We start from the raw sequence: 16682 nt of genomic DNA on the forward strand, positions 1-16682 counted from the left end.
CTCTGCAGTTGTCCGCACAGCGCACATACGCACGTCTCGGTGACCTTCGGGCGAGGAGAGCTGGCGAGGTGAGCCGGGGAGACCCGCCTCCCCTCATCCTGGACGCGGGGTGGGCACACAGCTGATGAAGCATGCGCGAGGCGCGTGGGCCCAAGCGCTGGAACACACCACCAGTGAGGGTGACGGAAGAGCCGCGAACGTGCTGTGACCACGGGCGCAGACGGAGGAGATTCGATGATCCCGCTCTCGCATGCACAGCAGCGACTGTGGTTCCTCAACCGGTTGGAAGGCCCCAACGCGACCTACAACATGCCGGCGGTACTGCGGCCAACCGGTGCGCTCGACCGTTCCGCGCTCGTCGCAGCGCCCCAGGACCTGATCGACCGGCACGAACCGCTGCGCACGGTCTTCATCGACCGAGACGACATGCCCTACCAGCACATCATCGAGCCGGGTGATGCCCGGATCGATGTGACCATCACCAAGGCCGGGCCAGTGGACTTCACCGACCGGATCACCGAGCTGGCCGCTCGGCCCTTCGATCTGGCGACCGAGATACCCGCGGGCCGGGCTGTTCGCAGTGGCCAAGCAGGAACACGTGCTGGCTCTGGTGAACCATCACATCGCTGCGGACGGCTGGTCGATGGCCCCACTGGCCCATGACCTCACCACGGCACGTAGACCGCGCTGGTCCCGGCCCGCATCCGCCCGTGCACGCTGTCCGCATGTCGGGTCGACCCGAACACGAGCGCGCCACCCCCGGGCCAGCGCAACTCGGCGTGCCCGACCTCACCGTGCTCATCCGGCGCGGCGACCACCTCGGCGAAGCCCAACACGTCGACCAGGAAGCGCAGGGCCGCCCTCGTGTCGTCGTAGTGCAGAACTGGCCATACGGATGAAGGGAGTTGAGTTGCTTCGGTCGCCATACCGCTCATCGTAGGGTCGTACGTGGTTGTGTATGCCCGACGCCCGGGCCTCGGGGCGACCGGAGATGCACGACACGGGATGGGTGGCACCGGCCGGGAGCGCGGTCGAGCACCGCTGTCTGTCGACGGAGCGGCACAGGGTTAGAGGGCGTTCCCGAGGGAGCGGCGCAGGGTGGCGTGTTCGCGCGAGCCTTGGCCGCGGGGTTCGTTGGTTGGTGGTGCGGGTGGGAGGGGCCGGTTGCTGCGTGGTTGTGCCGCGCCAGGCACCCCGCTCCACGACGCCCTCCCCTACTCCCTACCTCCGCGCGGCGCCTCCCGCGACCTCCACTCCAACCCAGCCCACATCACGGTTCGCGGGTCAGTCGCCGGAGGGCGAGGACCTGGCTGCCGGCGAATCCTGCGACGTCTGCGGCGACCGTTGCGAGGGTGAGCAGGGCGAGGACGCTCGCCGCGGTGGCCGACGCCACGGCCAGCGCACCGGCCGCGACGACGTTCGCCACGAATACCAGGCGGAGCCCTCCCGCCGCCGGGCGAAGGCTGAGCCGCCACACGAGGCCGGCCCAGACCACGACGGTCAGGCCGATGCCGAGCACGATGCTTTCCGGTAGCCGCACCGCAGTGGCGGTCAGCGGCGCGGTCGAGGCGACCAGCAACCCGACGAGCAAGCAGTAGAGCGCATCAGCGCGAAGACTCAACCGACCAAGTCGACTCCCAGACATGTGGGAGAGGTTAGTGGGTGGTGGAGGGTTCGGCTCCGTACGGTGCCTGGTTGGGTGCGTGGTCTGCCCGGTCGGTCGGGGCAAGCATCCGTCGCGTTGCCGTAGTACCGGCGCACCGTGGTCGGAGGGTTGCACGGCGAGCCGCGGCCCGGTCATGGGCGAGGCGTCTTCCCCCGGGCAGGCCAGAATCACACTTGTCGGGCCCGCCGGCGCGTTCTTAACGTGGCCGGGACTCTACACACAACAGCACGAAGCGCCATGAAGACATACGGGGGAGCGCGATGGGGCGCCGCGAAAGAGCAGTCGATCCGGCTGCGGGGCCGGTCCAACGATTTGCGTACGCGTTACGGATGCTTCGGCGGGATGCGGGCGGTCCCACCTATCGGGAGATGGCGCGCAGCGCCGGCTACTCGGCGACTTCGCTGTCGCAGGCCGCATCCGGAGAACAACTGCCTTCGCTGGCCGTGGCGTTGGCCTACGTGCGGGCGTGCGACGGCGACCAGGACGAGTGGCAGCGGCGCTGGCAGGAAGCGGCTCAGGAGGTGCCCGACCGCGAGGAAGAGGATGCGGACGCGCCATCGCCGTATCAGGGTCTGGACCGGTTCGAACCCGGTGATCACGAACGGTTCTTCGGGCGCACCGCGCTCGTCGCCGAGCTGTGTGAGCTCATGCTCGCCCAGCGCTTCGCCGCGGTCTTCGGGCCGTCCGGCAGCGGCAAGTCGTCCCTCCTGCGCGCCGGGTTGGTCCCCGCGCTGCGCACCGCGGAAGGTCCCCCGGCGGCGATCCGCATCCTGACCCCCGGGGAACACCCGATGCGCAGCCACGCACGGGCGTTGCGTCCCCAGGGCACGGCGGGGCACACCGTTGTCGTCGTGGACCAGTTCGAGGAGGTCTTCACACTGTGCCGGGACCCCGACGAGCGCGCCGAGTTCCTTGCCGCGCTGCTCACCGCGCGGCAGCCGGACAGCCGGCTGCGCGTCGTGATCGCCGTACGGGCTGACTTCTACGGGCGCTGCGCCGAGCACCAAGCCCTCGCTGATGCGCTGCGGGATGCGAACCTGCTGGTGGGGCCGATGAGCCCGGCCGAGTTGCGCGAGGTCATCGTCCGTCCGGCGCAGCTCGCCGGGCTGATCGTGGAGCGTGAACTGACGGCCCGTCTCGTTGAAGAAGTGGGCCGCGAACCGGGCGGCCTGCCCCTGCTCTCCCACTGTTTGCGCGAGACGTGGCGGCGCCGACGCGGCCGAGTCCTTACGGTGCAGGCGTACGAAGCGGCAGGCCGGGTGCACGGGGCGATCGCGAAGACCGCCGAGGAGGTCTACGCCGGGTTCTCCGCCGATCAGGCCGAGTTGGCCCGCCTCATACTGCTGCGGCTGATCACGCCCGGTGAGGGTTCACCGGACACCCGTCGCCCTCTCGACCGTACGGAACTGAGCTTCGCACCGGCCGACGAAGTGGCCCTGGTACTCGACCACTTGGCCCGGGCCCGTCTCATCATCCTCGATGAGAACACCGTCGACCTCGTACACGAGGCGCTCATCACGTCCTGGCCCCGACTGCACGCCTGGGTCGAGGAGGCACGCGAGCGGCTGCACGTCCATCGGCGCCTGACCGAGGCCGCGCACGCTTGGGTGGACTTGGACCGGGACGCGGGGGCCCTGTACCGGGGTACGCGGCTGGCGATGGCCGACGAGCACCTGGTGGGTGAGCCGCTGACGCCCATGGAGCAGGAGTTCCTGTCCGCTGGTCGTACCACCCGCAGCAGGGAGCTCCGACATCGCCGTGCCCTGCTGGCCGTCCTCGCCACCCTTCTCGTCCTCGCGCTCATCGCGGGTGCCGCCGCCTGGCAACAGTCCCGTACCGGTGAGCGCCGCCACCGTGAGTCCGAGGCCCAGCGGATCGCCGCGATGGCCGACAGCCTGCACCCCACCGATCCGGTCACGGCAGCCAGGCTGAGCGTCGCGGCCTGGCGGCTCGCCCCCACCGTCGAGACCCGGTCGGCGGTGCTGGCGGCGCTCAACACCCGGGAGCGGGACGTCTTCAGGGTTCCGGAACGCGACGCCCGCTCCACCGTCCGCCGCATCACCGGCAACGGGCGGACCCTGGTGTCGGCCTCCGGTGACCACGTGCGCGTCTGGGACCTGCGCACCCACCGCCTCACCCACGTCTATCCGGGGCCCGGCGAGCGGTTGTCCGGACCTGATGAGGATGTGATCAGTCCGGATGGTCGGACCTTGGTCCTCGGCAGTGAGGACACCCTCAGGGTGTGGGACATCCGCGCCGGCCGGATGGTGGCCACCCTGCCCACGGAGCAGCCGGTGACCGCCGCGTTCAGCGGAGACGGGCGCAGCCTTGTGACGAGTGGCGCGCGCGAGGTGCAGGTGTGGGACGTGGCGACGCTGCGGCTGCGGCTGCGCGTTCCGGTCGGTGGTGGTGACGGGGGTGCCTCGTATTCGGCGATCAGCACGGACGGGCGGCGACTGGCGGAGTGCAGCGCCCAGCACCCCCTGCGGATCTGGGACGTCGCCCGCCACACCCCACTGGACCTGCCGTGGACGGCCAAGTACGGCTGGGGCTCGTGCTCGCGGAGCCGGCTCACGTTCTCACCGGACAACGCCACCCTCGTGTTCGACGGTCCCGGTGGCATGCGGGTGTTGGACGTCGCCTCGGGACGCGAGCTCGCTGCCCGGGGAGCGGAGGAGCAGGCCGACATGCGGTTCAGCCCGGACGGCACCTTCATGACGTCGGTCAACGAAGAGGGTCACGTCCTGATGTGGCGCTTCGCGCTGCCCAACATCACTCCGGTTTTCCGTCACACCCTCAAGAACCAGACCGCTGATCACTACGAGATCGACTTTGCCGCGGGGGTGATCCGCTACCTCGACAGCTCGCGTACGGATGTACGGTCCTTGGCGCTGGGCCAGGTCACCACGGCCGGCTGGCGCCGGTGGCCAACGGATGCCGCGCTGTTCTCCCGGGACGGCCAGACGTTGGCGACTCTGCGCGCCCCGCGGAAGGCGGTGGGCGAGCGGAACCTCACCCTCTGGGACACCCGGACCGGCCGGTCCTTGCTCACGATGCCGGAACAGCCGTGCCCCGTCGATTCGGCCGACCCCGAGGCAGCGTCCGACGGGTCCCAAGCCCAGGAACCGCGCGCCAGCGAGGAGAAGCTCACCGTCGACGGTGCGGATCTCGATGCCCCGTCGGAAGGTGTGGAGGACGTCGACTGCATCAACGCGATGGCACTGAGCGCTGACGGCCGCTTCTTCGCATACGCCCGAAGCAGTACCGCCCCCGACGCTTCCGCCGGTCAACGCATCACTGTCTGGGACGTATCGGCACGCCGCAGGAGTGCGAGCATCGTCATCCGGCCCGACCGAGACGACATGACCTCAGTTCACTCACTGGCCATGAGCCCCGACGGCCGCACCCTGTACGTGGCCCGGTCGGGCGCGCGCGAGGACGTCGAGGTCTGGGACGTACCGCGGAACAAGCGCCTCCGGACGCTGCGGAACACGCCCGTCACGGGCCTGGCCCTCCGCGGTGACCAGCACCTGCTCGTCACCGGGCAGGGCCAGGTGACCAACCCGTGTACGGCACAGACGCATTACCGCGCCCTCGGCGACGACATCGCCGACGTGCTGGCCTTCAGCCCGGACGGGGCGCGCTTCGCGGCGGGTGACGCCCGGGGGCACGTCAGCGTGTGGAACGGCGGGGTGCGTGATCGGCTGGGGGTGATGGGCACCACGCCCGGCGAGGCCGTCACCGCGCTCGCCTTCTCGCCGGACGGCAACACCCTGGCGGTGGCCGGGAGCGACGGCACCGTGCAGCTCTGGGACGTGGCCTCAAGCCGTCCGCTCGGCTCTCCCCTGCCCACTCCGGGCGACCTCCCGCGGGCGCTCGCCTTCAACCAGAACGGCACCGTGCTGTACGTGGCGGGCTCGCACGTACGGGTCCGCGCGTACGACATCGCTCCTGCCGAGGCGGCCCGGCAGGTCTGTACCCGCGCCGGCTCGGGGCTCTCCCGCGCGGACTGGAAGAAGTACCTGCCGGGGATTCCGTACCGCAGGACCTGTTGATCGGCCCGAGGCGGTTCCGTCGGCGGGGAGCTTCGGTCCCGGTGCGGTGCTCGGAAGGTGCTGGTGGGGCCGGTGTCCGGCCGTCGTGGAGGGCTGGTGGATGGCTGCGCGTGGCGAGCAGGTCCGCTCGGGAATTGAAAAGTCCCAGGTGAGGGGGGTGCTAATCAATGGTGGCCGGAGAAAGCTCGGTGATGTCAGCGGATCGGCCAGCGCAGCGTCCGGCTGCGAGCGGGACGGTCTTCGTGCCCGTACGGCCCGTCCGATGACCTTCAGCACCCGGAACGCCCTGTACTGCTTCCGGGCGCTGTGCCACCCATCACCGAAAGGGATACGACACCCATGACCAAGACGATGCGTGCGCTCGTCCCCGCCGCCCTCGCCGGCGCGCTCCTCCTCGGCGGGGTCGCCTCCGCCACGGCCGCCCCGGTTTCGAGCCCGGCCGCCGCTACCGAGGACGGCCAGTCCACGCTCAGCTCCCGCTGCATCTACGGCAGCATCGGCTACTACTGCGGCTACCACAAGGGTTCGAAGTACGCCGACTACGGCGACCGCGGTAACCACGTGAAGGAGATCCAGGCTCTGCTGCGTGACGTCTGGGGCTACAGCGTCGGTTCGTCAGGCATCGACGGTGACTTCGGGAAGGACACCAGGAATGCGGTGAAGGCGTTCCAGAATGGCCACGGTCTCAAGCCGGACGGCATCGTCGGCCCCGACACGTGGAAGAAGCTGCGCGGCTGATTCCCCATGGTGCGCCCTCCCGGGGGGGCTGCCCCAGGCGTAGTCACCTAGCGCATCGACAGGTGATCACGGCTGGGCAGTGATCGGGCGCACGGTCCGGCCGGGGTGAAGCCCCGGCCGGACCACACCCGCACCATCCGTCCGTCCAACGACACCACGCACACGGCGGCCCGAACGACTCCGGGTGCTCACCACCCACAACCCAAAGGGGCATCCACACATGGCGAAGGCACTCCGCGCACTCGTACCCGCCGCTCTCGCCGGCTCACTCCTACTCATCGGAAGCACCTCCGCCAACGCGACTCCGACTTCCCACCCCACCACCACTCAGGACGGTCAGCATTCGGCCACCGGCCGTCACTACTGCGGCTACCACCACGGAGTCGGACCCCTCCGGCTCGGCGACCAAGGCAGCGCCGTGAGGCAACTTCAATGTCTGCTGAAGGAGCAGGGCTACTACACCGGCCCGATCCACGGCTACTTCGACGAAGCCACCGAGAAGGCGCTAAAGGCATTCCAGCGTGACCACGGTCTCAAGGCGGACGGCATCGTCGGTCCCAACACGTGGAAGAAGCTGCGCAGTTGACCCATACCGCGCATCAACCACCCCAGCCGGCAGGTGCCCGGCTGGGGCTCTCGTCAGCGGCGCCAGGGCCGCACGGAACCGGCTTGGCCGGGGGTTCGCGGGGATGGCCGTGCTGCGGCGTCCTCCCCCAGACGGTGGGCGAGGGCGCCACGAGCGGACGTACGAGAAGTGCGCGGCGCGATGCGATGAGCGGCGGCTCGTACGACGCCGACGTTCGATGTCGAGGGCGCCCGCCCCTCGACCGTCAGCGGATCACTCCCGGGGCACATCGATGAGCAGGTGAATGCCGTCGATCAGCGCCTGCGCCTGGCCCTCGGGCCAGTCCGCGATCCGGTCTTCGAGGTGTCGGGTCAGCGCGTCGCGCAGCCCTGCGACCGTGGTGCGGCCCTTCGCGGTCAGGGAGAGCAGGGTGGCGCGGCCGTCGTGGGGGTCGGGGCCGCGTTCGATGAGGCCCGCGGTTTCGAGGCGGTCGGCGTAGCGGCTCGCGCCGGACCGGTCGATGCCCACCTCGTCGGCCAGGCGCGCCGCCGATTGCGGTCCGAGCCTGGCCAAACCGCTGAGCACCCGGTAGGTCTGCCGGTCGACGCCCGGCGGCGCCTCGTCCAGGACCGCGTCGTAGAGCGCGCTCCGGTTGCGCCGCAGCAGCAACTGTCCCAGTGCCTGTTCCAGGTCGCGCGCCAAGCCTGTGTTCGCCATCCGGCAATAATACGTGCGAAACGCACGGGTTGGGGGGTAGGTTATTGCGTGCAAGTCGCACGCACTTCTTCTGGGGGTTTCGTGGTCATGAGTCATGTACTGACCAAGCAGCGTCGTAGCGCACTGATCGGTCCCGTGCTGGTGCTGGCCACGCTGGTCTCCAGCCTCATCAGCTCGTTCGGGGCACCGCTGATCCCCACCGTCGCCCACGAGTTCCATGCGTCGCTAAGTACGGCGCAGTGGTCGCTGACCGTGGCGCTGCTGGTCGGCGCGGCGAGCTCCCCGGTCCTTGGCCGGCTCGGCGACGGGCCGCGGCGGCGGGTGACGCTACTCGGCGGCTTGGCCGTGGTCACGGTGGGCGGCGTCGTGGCCGCCCTGGCCAGTGGCTGGGGCGGTGGGCTCGGGCTGCTGCTTGTCGGCCGTGGGTTGCAGGGCGTCGGCCTCGGCCTCGCACCGTTGGCGATGGCCACCGCGCGGGACGAGCTGCCCAAGGCCGAGGTGGCGCCCATGATCGCGCTGCTGTCGGTGTCGGCCGGCGCCGGCCTCGGTGCGGGTTACCCGATCAGTGGGTGGGTGGCCGACGTGTGGGGGCTGGCGGGTGCGTACTGGTTCGGCGCGGTCGTGTCGGGCCTTGCGCTGCTGTGTACCGCCGTGGTCCTGCCGTCGAGCGCGCGGCGCGGCGCCCTCGACCCGCTCGACTGGGTGGGCGCCGCACTGCTCGCCCTGGCGCTGGTCACCGTACTGGTGGCGGTGGCGGAGGGGACCCGGTGGGGTTGGGGCTCACCGGCGGTCGTCAGCCTGCTGGTGGCCGGGGTCGTGCTCGGCGCGGGGTGGGTCCGGCAGCAGTTGCGCGCCGAGCATCCGCTGGTCCAACTGCGTCTGCTGCGTCACCCTTCGGTGCTCTCCGCCGATGCCTGTGCCCTGGTGCTGGGCATCGCGATGTACATGGTGCTTTCGGGGGTGACGGAGTTCGTGCAGTCCCCCCGCTCGGGTGGGTTCGGGTTCTCCGCGTCGGCCGTCGTGGCCGGCCTCGTCCTCATCCCGCTGTCCGTCTTCATGCTGGCCAGCTCCCGCGCCCTGCCCGCCCTGGTGGCCCGCATGGGGATACGGGCGGTGTTGGTGCTCGGCTGTCTGGTGGCCGCGGTGGGGTGTGGGTTCTTCGCCGTCTTCCACGGTGCCCTGTGGCAGGCGTTCGTCATGACGGGTGTGTTGGGCGTGGGCCTCGGCACCACCTTCGCCGCGATCCCCGGCCTGATCGTACGGGCCGTCCCCGCCCGGGAGACGGGCAGCGCCCTGGGTTTCTACCAGGTGGTCCGCTTCACCGGCTTCTCGCTTGGCAGTGCGCTCGCCGCCACCGTGCTGGCCGCCCAGGCCGGCGGCGACGGTCACCCTGCGGAGGGTGGCTACACCTCGGTGCTGTGGGTCTCCGCCGGCTTCTGTGTGGTCGCCGCCGCCCTCGCCGGGTTTCCGCCCGACCGCGCCGCGGGGGGGGGGGGCCCCCCCCCGCCCCCCCCCGCGCCGGGGGGGGGGGGGCGGGGGGGCGCCCCCCGCGCCGCCCGGGTTGATCGCGATGCCGACCTGCGGCGGCAGGCCGCGGGCGAACTCGACGGCCGGGGCGACGGTGAAGGACAGCCGGCCGCCGGTCACCTGCTGGAGCTGTGCTTCGGAGCTGAAGACCGGGACGTAGGCGGCGCCGTCCAACTCGATGGTGGCCAGGTCCAGGTGCGGGCTGGTCTGGTCCCCGCCGCGGGGCAACGGCACCCATATCGGGCTGCGCGCGAGGACCTCGACGATGCGGGCGCCGGCCGCGGCCTGCTGCTGCCCCTCGGGTCCCAGCGCGCGCGAGGCGGCCAGCACCTCTTCGAGTTCGTTGCACGGGAAACCGCCGGCAGCCGGGGTGGTTTCGTGTCGCTCAGGGATGCTCATCTCGTCCAACCGCCGTCTCGTCCGACCTGCCTACGCACCTTAACGGCTCCGTACGACACCGCTGGCCCGCCCGCCACCCGCACGGTAAACGGTGTGCGGCGGGTGGCCTCCCGGGGGAGGACGCCGCAGGGTGCGCCCCCGTTGCCCGCCCGGTCACCGGGGGTGCGCGGGCGCGCTCCCACCTCTCTCCCGCACCCGTGCCAGGCCCGATCCCCGTGCTGCCGTGCCGGCCGCGACTCCCCGAGCGACGGCCCGGTCGCCCGGCTGCCCGGCTGCCCGGATCACGGCCCCGTGGCCCGGTCGCCCCAGTTCCGGCTGCCCGGATCACGGCCCCGCCGCATGGCCGCCCCACCCCTCCTGACGCCCGGCTCATGGGGCCCCCGCCCCACCGCCATGCCGCTGTGCCGCTGTGTCACCCGCGGCGCAGCAGCCGAGGGCCCCGTGGCCCGCCGCCTCACCGGCTCAGTCGCGGGCGGCCCCGCGACCCGGATCGAAAGGCGCATCACAGGCGGTGCCGCACGTCGTGCCGCAGGCAGCACCGCACCCCGTACCGGAAGTCGCGTCGCACGCGGCGTCACAGCCGGCGCCGCAACAAGCCGTGTCCGAGGTCTCATCGGTCTCATCGGAATCGAAGGTGATCGCGGCCAGGGCCCCGGCCGCCGCGCGGTCCAGGAGCACGGTCGACGCGCAGCCCGGCGGCGGGCTGCCGGTCAGGGCGCGGGTGCGCAGCCGGGCCGCCGCGGCCCGGTGCCTGCGGAAGGCGTACGCGGAGACCCTGCGGCCCCGGGCCGCCTGCCCGGCCAGCGCAAGGCCGGGGTCCACGTCCAGCAGCACCAGGTGCAACGCGGCGCCGCGGCGGCGGGCGCCGCGGGCCAGCCAGTGGCGCACCCAGGGCAGGGTGCCGCAGTCGTGGACGACGACGCTGGCCCCGGAGCGCACGGCGCGGCGCAGCCCCGCGTAGTGCGCCAGGCGCACCAGTGGCCGGTAGACGGGGTAGCCGACCCAGCCGGGCATCATCCGCTGCCAGCGGTCCCTGGTGTCCTGCGAGTCCACCCGCCACACCGGGCCGCCGGCGGCGCCCCGGCCTAACAGCACCCGGCTCATCAGGGTGCTCTTGCCGCTGCCGGGCAGCCCGGAGACGACCAGCAGGTCCCCGGTGGCGTACCGCAGCTCCCGCACTGGACCGGGCCCGTCCGGCCGCGCCGCGGGGGGTGGGGCGACCGGCGCCGCGGGAGTGGCTGGGGTGGCGGAGCCCGCCCGGGCTGGTACTGCTGGGGCGGCCGGGGCGGCACCGCCTTCGTGAGAGCGAGGGGCCGCACCCCCCGCACGGGAACGGGGAACCGCACCACTCTCGCGAGAGCGAGGAACGGTGGTCGGGCGCGGGACCGGGCGCGGAGCCGAAGCGGCGAGTCCCGGGACGACGGGCTCCTGGGCAACGGGCGCCGGGCCCGCGGGCTCCACCCGGCGCCACCCCCCACCGCGCAGATCGATGACGGTCGGCCCGCGCCCCATCGGCAACGTCTCCCCCGGGTGCCGCTCGCGGTGCCGCACGGGTGGCGGCGGCAGCGAAGAGGAGGAAGCTGGAGGTGGTACCAGCGCGGGCACCTCGGGCCCCGCCTGCATGCCCTGACCCTGCAACGTGATCATCCTCCCCGAGCGCAACGGCGGCGGTCACCACGGTTCGTGTCCACCGAGTGTAAAGAAGAGGTAATGAACCCCACAGTGAATCGGATGCCGGACCGGGGGTCCATCGCACGGCCGTCCGTGTCATGATGTGCGCGCAACTGCATACCGGCCGCTCGAATCCATGCGGGAGAGTTCCTGGACCTGCGGTGATCCCCGCGATCACCCGCCGCCCGGGACGCCGAAGGAGCAAGTCCTCCCTTGAATCTCTCAGGCCCCGATACCGCGTGGACGAGGCAGATCTGAAAAGCGAGCCGTTCCTACGGCTCCACCCAAGGTGCAAGCCGGGCCCCACGCCAGGGGTCATGGCGAACCTCTCAGGTTCCGATGACAGATGGGGAGGATGTCCTCGCCAGCCCTGCCCACCCTTGGGAGTCCGCAACCGATGAGCAGCCTGCCCGATTCTCCGCGCCGCACCGCCCTGGACGCGACCCACCGCGCGCTCGGCGCCACCATGACCGACTTCGCGGGCTGGGACATGCCGCTGCGCTACGGCAGTGAGCGCGAGGAGCACACCGCCGTCCGCACCCGCGCCGGCCTCTTCGACCTCTCCCACATGGGCGAGATCACCCTGACCGGTCCGCAGGCCGCCGACGCGCTGGACTTCGCGCTGGTCGGCAACCTGTCGTCGGTGGCCGTCGGCCGCGCCCGGTACACGATGATCTGCGACGCCGACGGCGGCATCCTGGACGACCTGATCGTCTACCGGCTCGCCGACCAGACGTACCTGGTGGTCGCCAACGCCTCCAACGCCCAGGTGGTGCTGGACGCGCTGACCGAGCGCGCCGCCGGCTTCGAGGTCTCCGTGCGCGATGACCGCGACGCCTACGCGCTGCTCGCCGTGCAGGGCCCCGAGGCCCCGGGCATCCTGAAGTCGCTGACCGACGCCGACCTGGACGGGCTCAAGTACTACGCGGGCCTGCCGGGCACCGTCGCGGGCGTACCCGCGCTGATCGCCCGTACCGGGTACACCGGCGAGGACGGCTTCGAGCTGTTCGTGGCCCCCGGCGACGCCGAGCCGCTGTGGCAGGCGCTGACCGCGGCCGGCGAGCAGGTCGGGCTGATCCCCTGCGGCCTGGCCTGCCGCGACACGCTGCGCCTTGAGGCGGGCATGCCGCTGTACGGGCACGAGCTGACGACGTCGACCACCCCGTTCGACGCGGGTCTGGGGCGCGTGGTGAAGTTCGAGAAGACGACGAACGAGGGCCGCTTCGTGGGCCGCGAGCCGCTGGCTGCGGCGGCCGAGCGGGCCGAGCAGGCCCCGCCGCGCAAGCTGGTCGGCCTGATCGCCACCGGCCGTCGGGTGCCGCGCGCCGGCTTCTCGGGGGTGGCCGCGGACGGCACGGTGATCGGCGAGGTCACCTCGGGCGCCCCCTCCCCCACCCTCGGCAAGCCGATCGCCATCGCCTACGTGGACGCGGCGCACGCCGCCCCCGGCACCGAGGGCGTGGCCGTCGACATCCGCGGCACGCACGAGCCGTACGAGGTCGTCGCGCTCCCCTTCTACAAGCGCCAGCGCTAGCCGCCCACGGGCGCCAGCGCCAGCCGCTGCCGCCGGCCACGGCCGTACCGGGCATCCCTTTCGCAACGGCGCAATGGGTTCCGGCGGCTTTGAGCCGTTCCCCTTTGGGCCGTTCCACCCGTTTTCCCACCCCCTCGCACGAGCACGCCATCGCGTACAGGAGAATCAGGTCATGAGCAACCCCCAGCAGCTTCGCTACAGCAAGGAGCACGAGTGGCTGTCGGCCGCCACGGACGGCGCGTCGACGGTCGGCATCACCGAGCACGCGGCAGGTGCGCTCGGCGATGTCGTCTACGTCCAGCTCCCCGAGGTGGGCTCGGAGGTCACCGCGGGCGAACCCTGCGGTGAGCTGGAGTCGACCAAGTCGGTCAGCGACCTGTACGCGCCGGTATCGGGCGAGATCACCGAGGTCAACCAGGACGTCGTGGACGATCCATCGCTGGTGAACACGGCCCCCTTCGAGGGTGGCTGGCTCTTCAAGGTCAAGGTGTCGAGCGAGCCGGACGACCTGCTGTCGGCCGACGAATACACCGCCTTCACCGGCAACTGAGCAACCTTCCACCGCCCTGACGACTCTGATCTGATCGGGATGTCGATGTCGCCTTTTAACAGTTCCCTCCACGAGTTCGACCCGGACGTCGCCGCCGCTGTCGACGCCGAGCTCCACCGCCAGCAGTCCACCCTGGAGATGATCGCGTCGGAGAACTTCGCTCCGGTCGCCGTCCTGGAGGCCCAGGGCTCGGTCCTCACCAACAAGTACGCCGAGGGCTACCCCGGCCGCCGCTACTACGGCGGCTGCGAGCACGTGGATGTCATCGAGCAGATCGCCATCGACCGCATCAAGGCGCTGTTCGGCGCCGAGGCGGCCAACGTGCAGCCGCACTCCGGTGCCCAGGCCAATGCGGCGGCGATGTTCGCGCTGCTCAAGCCGGGCGACACGATCATGGGCCTGAACCTGGCGCACGGCGGGCACCTGACCCACGGCATGAAGATCAACTTCTCCGGCAAGCTCTACAACGTGGTCGCGTACCACGTGGACGAGCAGACCGGGCAGGTCGACATGGACGAGGTCGAGCGGCTGGCCAAGGAGCACCGTCCGAAGCTGATCGTGGCGGGCTGGTCAGCCTACCCGCGCCAGCTCGACTTCGCCGCCTTCCGCAAGGTCGCCGACGAGGTCGGTGCGTACCTGATGGTCGACATGGCGCACTTCGCCGGTCTGGTGGCGGCGGGGCTGCACCCCTCGCCCGTGCCGCACGCGCACGTGGTGACCACCACCACGCACAAGACGCTCGGCGGCCCGCGCGGCGGTGTGATCCTCTCCACGGCCGAACTGGCCAAGAAGATCAACTCGGCGGTCTTCCCCGGTCAGCAGGGCGGCCCTCTGGAGCACGTCATCGCGGCGAAGGCGGTCGCCTTCAAGATGGCGGCGTCCCCGGAGTTCACCGAGCGCCAGCAGCGCACCCTTGAGGGTGCCCGCATCCTCGCCGAGCGGCTGTCGCAGGCCGACGTCGGCGAGGCGGGCGTCGCGGTGCTCTCCGGCGGCACCGACGTGCACCTGGTCCTGGTGGACCTGCGCAACTCGGACCTGGACGGCCAGCAGGCCGAGGACCGGCTGCACGAGGTCGGCATCACGGTCAACCGCAACGCCATCCCGAACGACCCGCGCCCCCCGATGATCACCTCGGGCCTGCGGATCGGCACCCCGGCGCTGGCCACCCGCGGTTTCCAGACCGAGGACTTCCGCGAGGTCGCCGACATCATCGCGGAGGCCCTCAAGCCGTCCTACGACGCCGCTGCGCTCCGTGAGCGGGTCACCGCGCTGGCCGCCAAGCACCCGCTGTACTCCACGCTGTAATCTCCGCGGCTTGGCGTCTTGCACGGGGCACCGCGCACACTGGTAGTGGGCCGGTGCCCCGTGTCACGTCCGGACGGGGCTCCCACCGGCCCGTGCCAGCGGCGGAGCCACCGTCGCCGGCCGCGGGCCCACCGGCCCCGCCCGACCCGCACGCACCACGTACTCACCACGCTCCGTCACCCCCCGCACCCCTCACGAGCGGTCCCGCAGTGCCAGCGGGGCCCGCCCCTCCGCCGCCCACGGGGCGCAGCCGCCCATCCCACCGGGGCCGTCCCGGTCCGGCCGCCCGCACGCCCCGTCCGCGAGGCATCTCACTCCCAAGCCCCATACGCGCGGAACCCGCCCGTCCCCCGCGCCCCTCTCTCCCTCCGCACTCCCGAACCACCCACACCGAGCAGACAAAGGGGTCAGCCACCGTGGCCATCTCCGTATTCGATCTCTTCTCCATCGGCATCGGTCCCTCCAGCTCCCACACCGTCGGCCCGATGCGCGCGGCGCGGATGTTCGTACGCCGCCTGAAGAACGAGGGCCTCCTCGCCCACACCACCGCCATACGGGCCGAGCTCTTCGGCTCGCTCGGCGCCACCGGCCACGGGCACGGCACGCCGAAGGCGGTCCTGCTCGGGCTTGAGGGGTACGCGCCGAAGACCGTGGACGTGGAGCGCGCCGACGACGAGGTCGCGCGCATCCGCCAGACCAAGCGGCTGCGGCTGCTGGGCGCGGAGATCGGCACCGACCACGAGATCGACTTCGACGAGCCGAACGAACTGATCCTGCACCGCCGCAGGTCACTGCCGTACCACGCGAACGGCATGACGCTCTTCGCGTACGACGCGGACGGCCTGCCGCTGCTGGAGAAGACGTACTACTCGGTGGGCGGCGGCTTCGTGGTGGACGAGGACGCGGTCGGCGAGGACCGGATCAAGCTGGACGACACGGTGCTCACCCACCCGTTCCGCACCGGCGACGAACTGCTGCGGCTCTCCCGCGAGACGGGCCTCTCCATCTCCGGCCTGATGCTGGAGAACGAGAAGGCGTGGCGCACCGAGGAGGAGATCAGGGCCGGGCTGCTGGAGATCTGGCGGGTCATGCAGGCGTGTGTGACGCGCGGCATGTCCCGTGAGGGCATCCTGCCCGGCGGCCTCAAGGTCCGCCGCCGCGCCGCGACGGCGGCCCGCGCGCTGCGTGCCGAGGGCGACCCGGCGGCGCACGCGATGGAGTGGGTGACGCTGTACGCGATGGCGGTCAACGAGGAGAACGCGGCCGGCGGCCGGGTGGTGACCGCCCCCACCAACGGGGCGGCCGGCATCATCCCCGCCGTGCTCCACTACTACGTCAACTTCGTCGCGAAGAACTCGACCCAGAGCGAGCAGGAGGACGGCATCGTCCGCTTCCTGCTGGCGGCCGGCGCGATCGGCATGCTGTTCAAGGAGAACGCGTCCATCTCCGGCGCGGAGGTCGGCTGCCAGGGCGAGGTCGGCTCGGCCTGCTCGATGGCGGCCGGCGGCCTGGCCGAGGTCCTGGGCGGCTCCACGGAACAGGTGGAGAACGCGGCCGAGATCGGCATGGAACACAACCTGGGTCTGACCTGCGACCCGGTAGGCGGCCTGGTCCAAATCCCGTGCATCGAACGCAACGGCATGGCCTCGGTGAAGGCCGTGACCGCGGCCCGGATGGCCCTGCGCGGCGACGGCCGCCACCATGTCTCGCTCGACAAGGTCATCAAGACGATGAAGGAGACCGGGGCGGATATGAAGGTGAAGTACAAGGAGACGGCTCGGGGTGGGCTTGCGGTGAATGTCATCGAGTGCTGAGTGGTTGTGTCCGGGGATAGGGCCCCGGCCCCCGCGGGGGGGGGGGGGGGGGGGGGGGGGTTTTTGTTGGGGGGGGGGGGGGGGCCCCGGGGGGCGGGGGGGGGCGCCGCGGCCCCCCCCCCCCCCCCCCCACTTTTTTTT

The 16682-nt window shown here is 71.5% G+C and carries 11 protein-coding genes, 3 pseudogenes and 1 riboswitch; of the genes and pseudogenes, 9 read left to right on the plus strand and 5 right to left on the minus strand.

All coding sequences use genetic code 11. The features are described from left to right. Positions 1-234: 234 nt before the first annotated feature. Positions 235-663 (plus strand): condensation domain-containing protein, encoded by a 429-nt coding sequence (locus AAHZ94_RS36165; protein WP_349997858.1) that lies wholly within the window; start codon positions 235-237, stop codon positions 661-663. Between the two features lie 2 nt (positions 664-665). Here the strand turns inward: AAHZ94_RS36165 and AAHZ94_RS36170 are convergent, their stop codons facing one another. Both AAHZ94_RS36170 and AAHZ94_RS36175 read right to left on the minus strand, forming a co-directional pair. After that, positions 666-926, minus strand: coding sequence for a VOC family protein (locus tag AAHZ94_RS36170; protein WP_349997860.1), 261 nt, complete (start codon positions 924-926; stop codon positions 666-668). Between the two features lie 344 nt (positions 927-1270). After that, positions 1271-1621 (minus strand): hypothetical protein, encoded by a 351-nt coding sequence (locus tag AAHZ94_RS36175; RefSeq protein WP_349997861.1) that lies wholly within the window; start codon positions 1619-1621, stop codon positions 1271-1273. A 374-nt stretch (positions 1622-1995) separates the two neighbouring features. Here AAHZ94_RS36175 and AAHZ94_RS36180 point away from each other — a divergent pair, with 374 nt between their 5' ends. The 3 genes from AAHZ94_RS36180 (at position 1996) to AAHZ94_RS36190 (ending at position 7045) form a co-directional block, all read left to right on the plus strand. Further along, positions 1996-5721, plus strand: a complete 3726-nt coding sequence (locus AAHZ94_RS36180; RefSeq protein ID WP_349997862.1) for an nSTAND1 domain-containing NTPase — start codon at positions 1996-1998, stop codon at positions 5719-5721. A gap of 339 nt (positions 5722-6060) precedes the next feature. Next, positions 6061-6459, plus strand: coding sequence for a peptidoglycan-binding domain-containing protein (locus tag AAHZ94_RS36185; RefSeq protein WP_349997863.1), 399 nt, complete (start codon positions 6061-6063; stop codon positions 6457-6459). A gap of 220 nt (positions 6460-6679) precedes the next feature. Beyond that, entirely contained in the window at positions 6680-7045 is a 366-nt protein-coding gene (locus tag AAHZ94_RS36190) for a peptidoglycan-binding domain-containing protein (protein ID WP_349997864.1), read from the plus strand. A gap of 252 nt (positions 7046-7297) precedes the next feature. On the opposite strand, the gene AAHZ94_RS36195 is transcribed toward AAHZ94_RS36190, so the two are convergent. Then, positions 7298-7741, minus strand: a complete 444-nt coding sequence (locus AAHZ94_RS36195; protein WP_349997865.1) for a MarR family winged helix-turn-helix transcriptional regulator — start codon at positions 7739-7741, stop codon at positions 7298-7300. An 87-nt stretch (positions 7742-7828) separates the two neighbouring features. Between AAHZ94_RS36195 and AAHZ94_RS36200 the strand changes: the two are divergent. Next, a pseudogene (locus tag AAHZ94_RS36200) lies at positions 7829-9067 on the plus strand (MFS transporter); the annotation flags it as partial. A 123-nt stretch (positions 9068-9190) separates the two neighbouring features. On the opposite strand, the pseudogene AAHZ94_RS36205 reads toward AAHZ94_RS36200, so the two are convergent. Next, a pseudogene (locus tag AAHZ94_RS36205) lies at positions 9191-9667 on the minus strand (SseB family protein); the annotation flags it as partial. Between the two features lie 630 nt (positions 9668-10297). Next, positions 10298-10960 (minus strand): annotated as a pseudogene (locus AAHZ94_RS36210) (AAA family ATPase); the annotation flags it as partial. Positions 10961-11467: 507 nt separating this feature from the next. Continuing rightward, positions 11468-11586, plus strand: a riboswitch (glycine riboswitch). 149 nt (positions 11587-11735) lie between these two features. On the opposite strand from AAHZ94_RS36210, the gene gcvT reads away from it, so the two are divergent. The 4 genes from gcvT to AAHZ94_RS36230 all read left to right on the plus strand — a co-directional run bounded on the left by gcvT (position 11736) and on the right by AAHZ94_RS36230 (position 16541). Then, complete coding sequence (gene gcvT / locus AAHZ94_RS36215; protein WP_349997866.1) at positions 11736-12872, plus strand: glycine cleavage system aminomethyltransferase GcvT; 1137 nt, start codon at positions 11736-11738, stop codon at positions 12870-12872. Positions 12873-13044: 172 nt separating this feature from the next. Then, positions 13045-13422, plus strand: a complete 378-nt coding sequence (gene gcvH / locus AAHZ94_RS36220) for a glycine cleavage system protein GcvH (RefSeq protein ID WP_349997867.1) — start codon at positions 13045-13047, stop codon at positions 13420-13422. Positions 13423-13467: 45 nt separating this feature from the next. Continuing rightward, on the plus strand, positions 13468-14727 hold the full coding sequence (gene glyA / locus AAHZ94_RS36225; protein ID WP_349997869.1) for a serine hydroxymethyltransferase: 1260 nt from the start codon (positions 13468-13470) through the stop codon (positions 14725-14727). Between the two features lie 416 nt (positions 14728-15143). Next, positions 15144-16541 (plus strand): L-serine ammonia-lyase, encoded by a 1398-nt coding sequence (locus tag AAHZ94_RS36230; RefSeq protein ID WP_349997868.1) that lies wholly within the window; start codon positions 15144-15146, stop codon positions 16539-16541. Positions 16542-16682 lie beyond the last annotated feature (141 nt).

Origin of the sequence: Streptomyces sp. HSW2009 (assembly GCF_040240285.1) — a bacterium.
In the GTDB taxonomy this organism is placed as follows: Bacteria; Actinomycetota; Actinomycetes; order Streptomycetales; family Streptomycetaceae; genus Streptomyces.

Coding starts and splice junctions, on each gene's coding strand:
- AAHZ94_RS36165 (WP_349997858.1), top strand. CDS start 235: ATGATCCCGCTCTCGCATGCACAGCAGCGACTGTGGTTCCTCAACCGG.
- AAHZ94_RS36170 (WP_349997860.1), bottom strand. CDS start 926: ATGGCGACCGAAGCAACTCAACTCCCTTCATCCGTATGGCCAGTTCTG.
- AAHZ94_RS36180 (WP_349997862.1), top strand. CDS start 1,996: ATGCTTCGGCGGGATGCGGGCGGTCCCACCTATCGGGAGATGGCGCGC.
- AAHZ94_RS36185 (WP_349997863.1), top strand. CDS start 6,061: ATGACCAAGACGATGCGTGCGCTCGTCCCCGCCGCCCTCGCCGGCGCG.
- AAHZ94_RS36190 (WP_349997864.1), top strand. CDS start 6,680: ATGGCGAAGGCACTCCGCGCACTCGTACCCGCCGCTCTCGCCGGCTCA.
- AAHZ94_RS36195 (WP_349997865.1), bottom strand. CDS start 7,741: ATGGCGAACACAGGCTTGGCGCGCGACCTGGAACAGGCACTGGGACAG.
- gcvT (WP_349997866.1), top strand. CDS start 11,736: ATGAGCAGCCTGCCCGATTCTCCGCGCCGCACCGCCCTGGACGCGACC.
- gcvH (WP_349997867.1), top strand. CDS start 13,045: ATGAGCAACCCCCAGCAGCTTCGCTACAGCAAGGAGCACGAGTGGCTG.
- glyA (WP_349997869.1), top strand. CDS start 13,468: ATGTCGCCTTTTAACAGTTCCCTCCACGAGTTCGACCCGGACGTCGCC.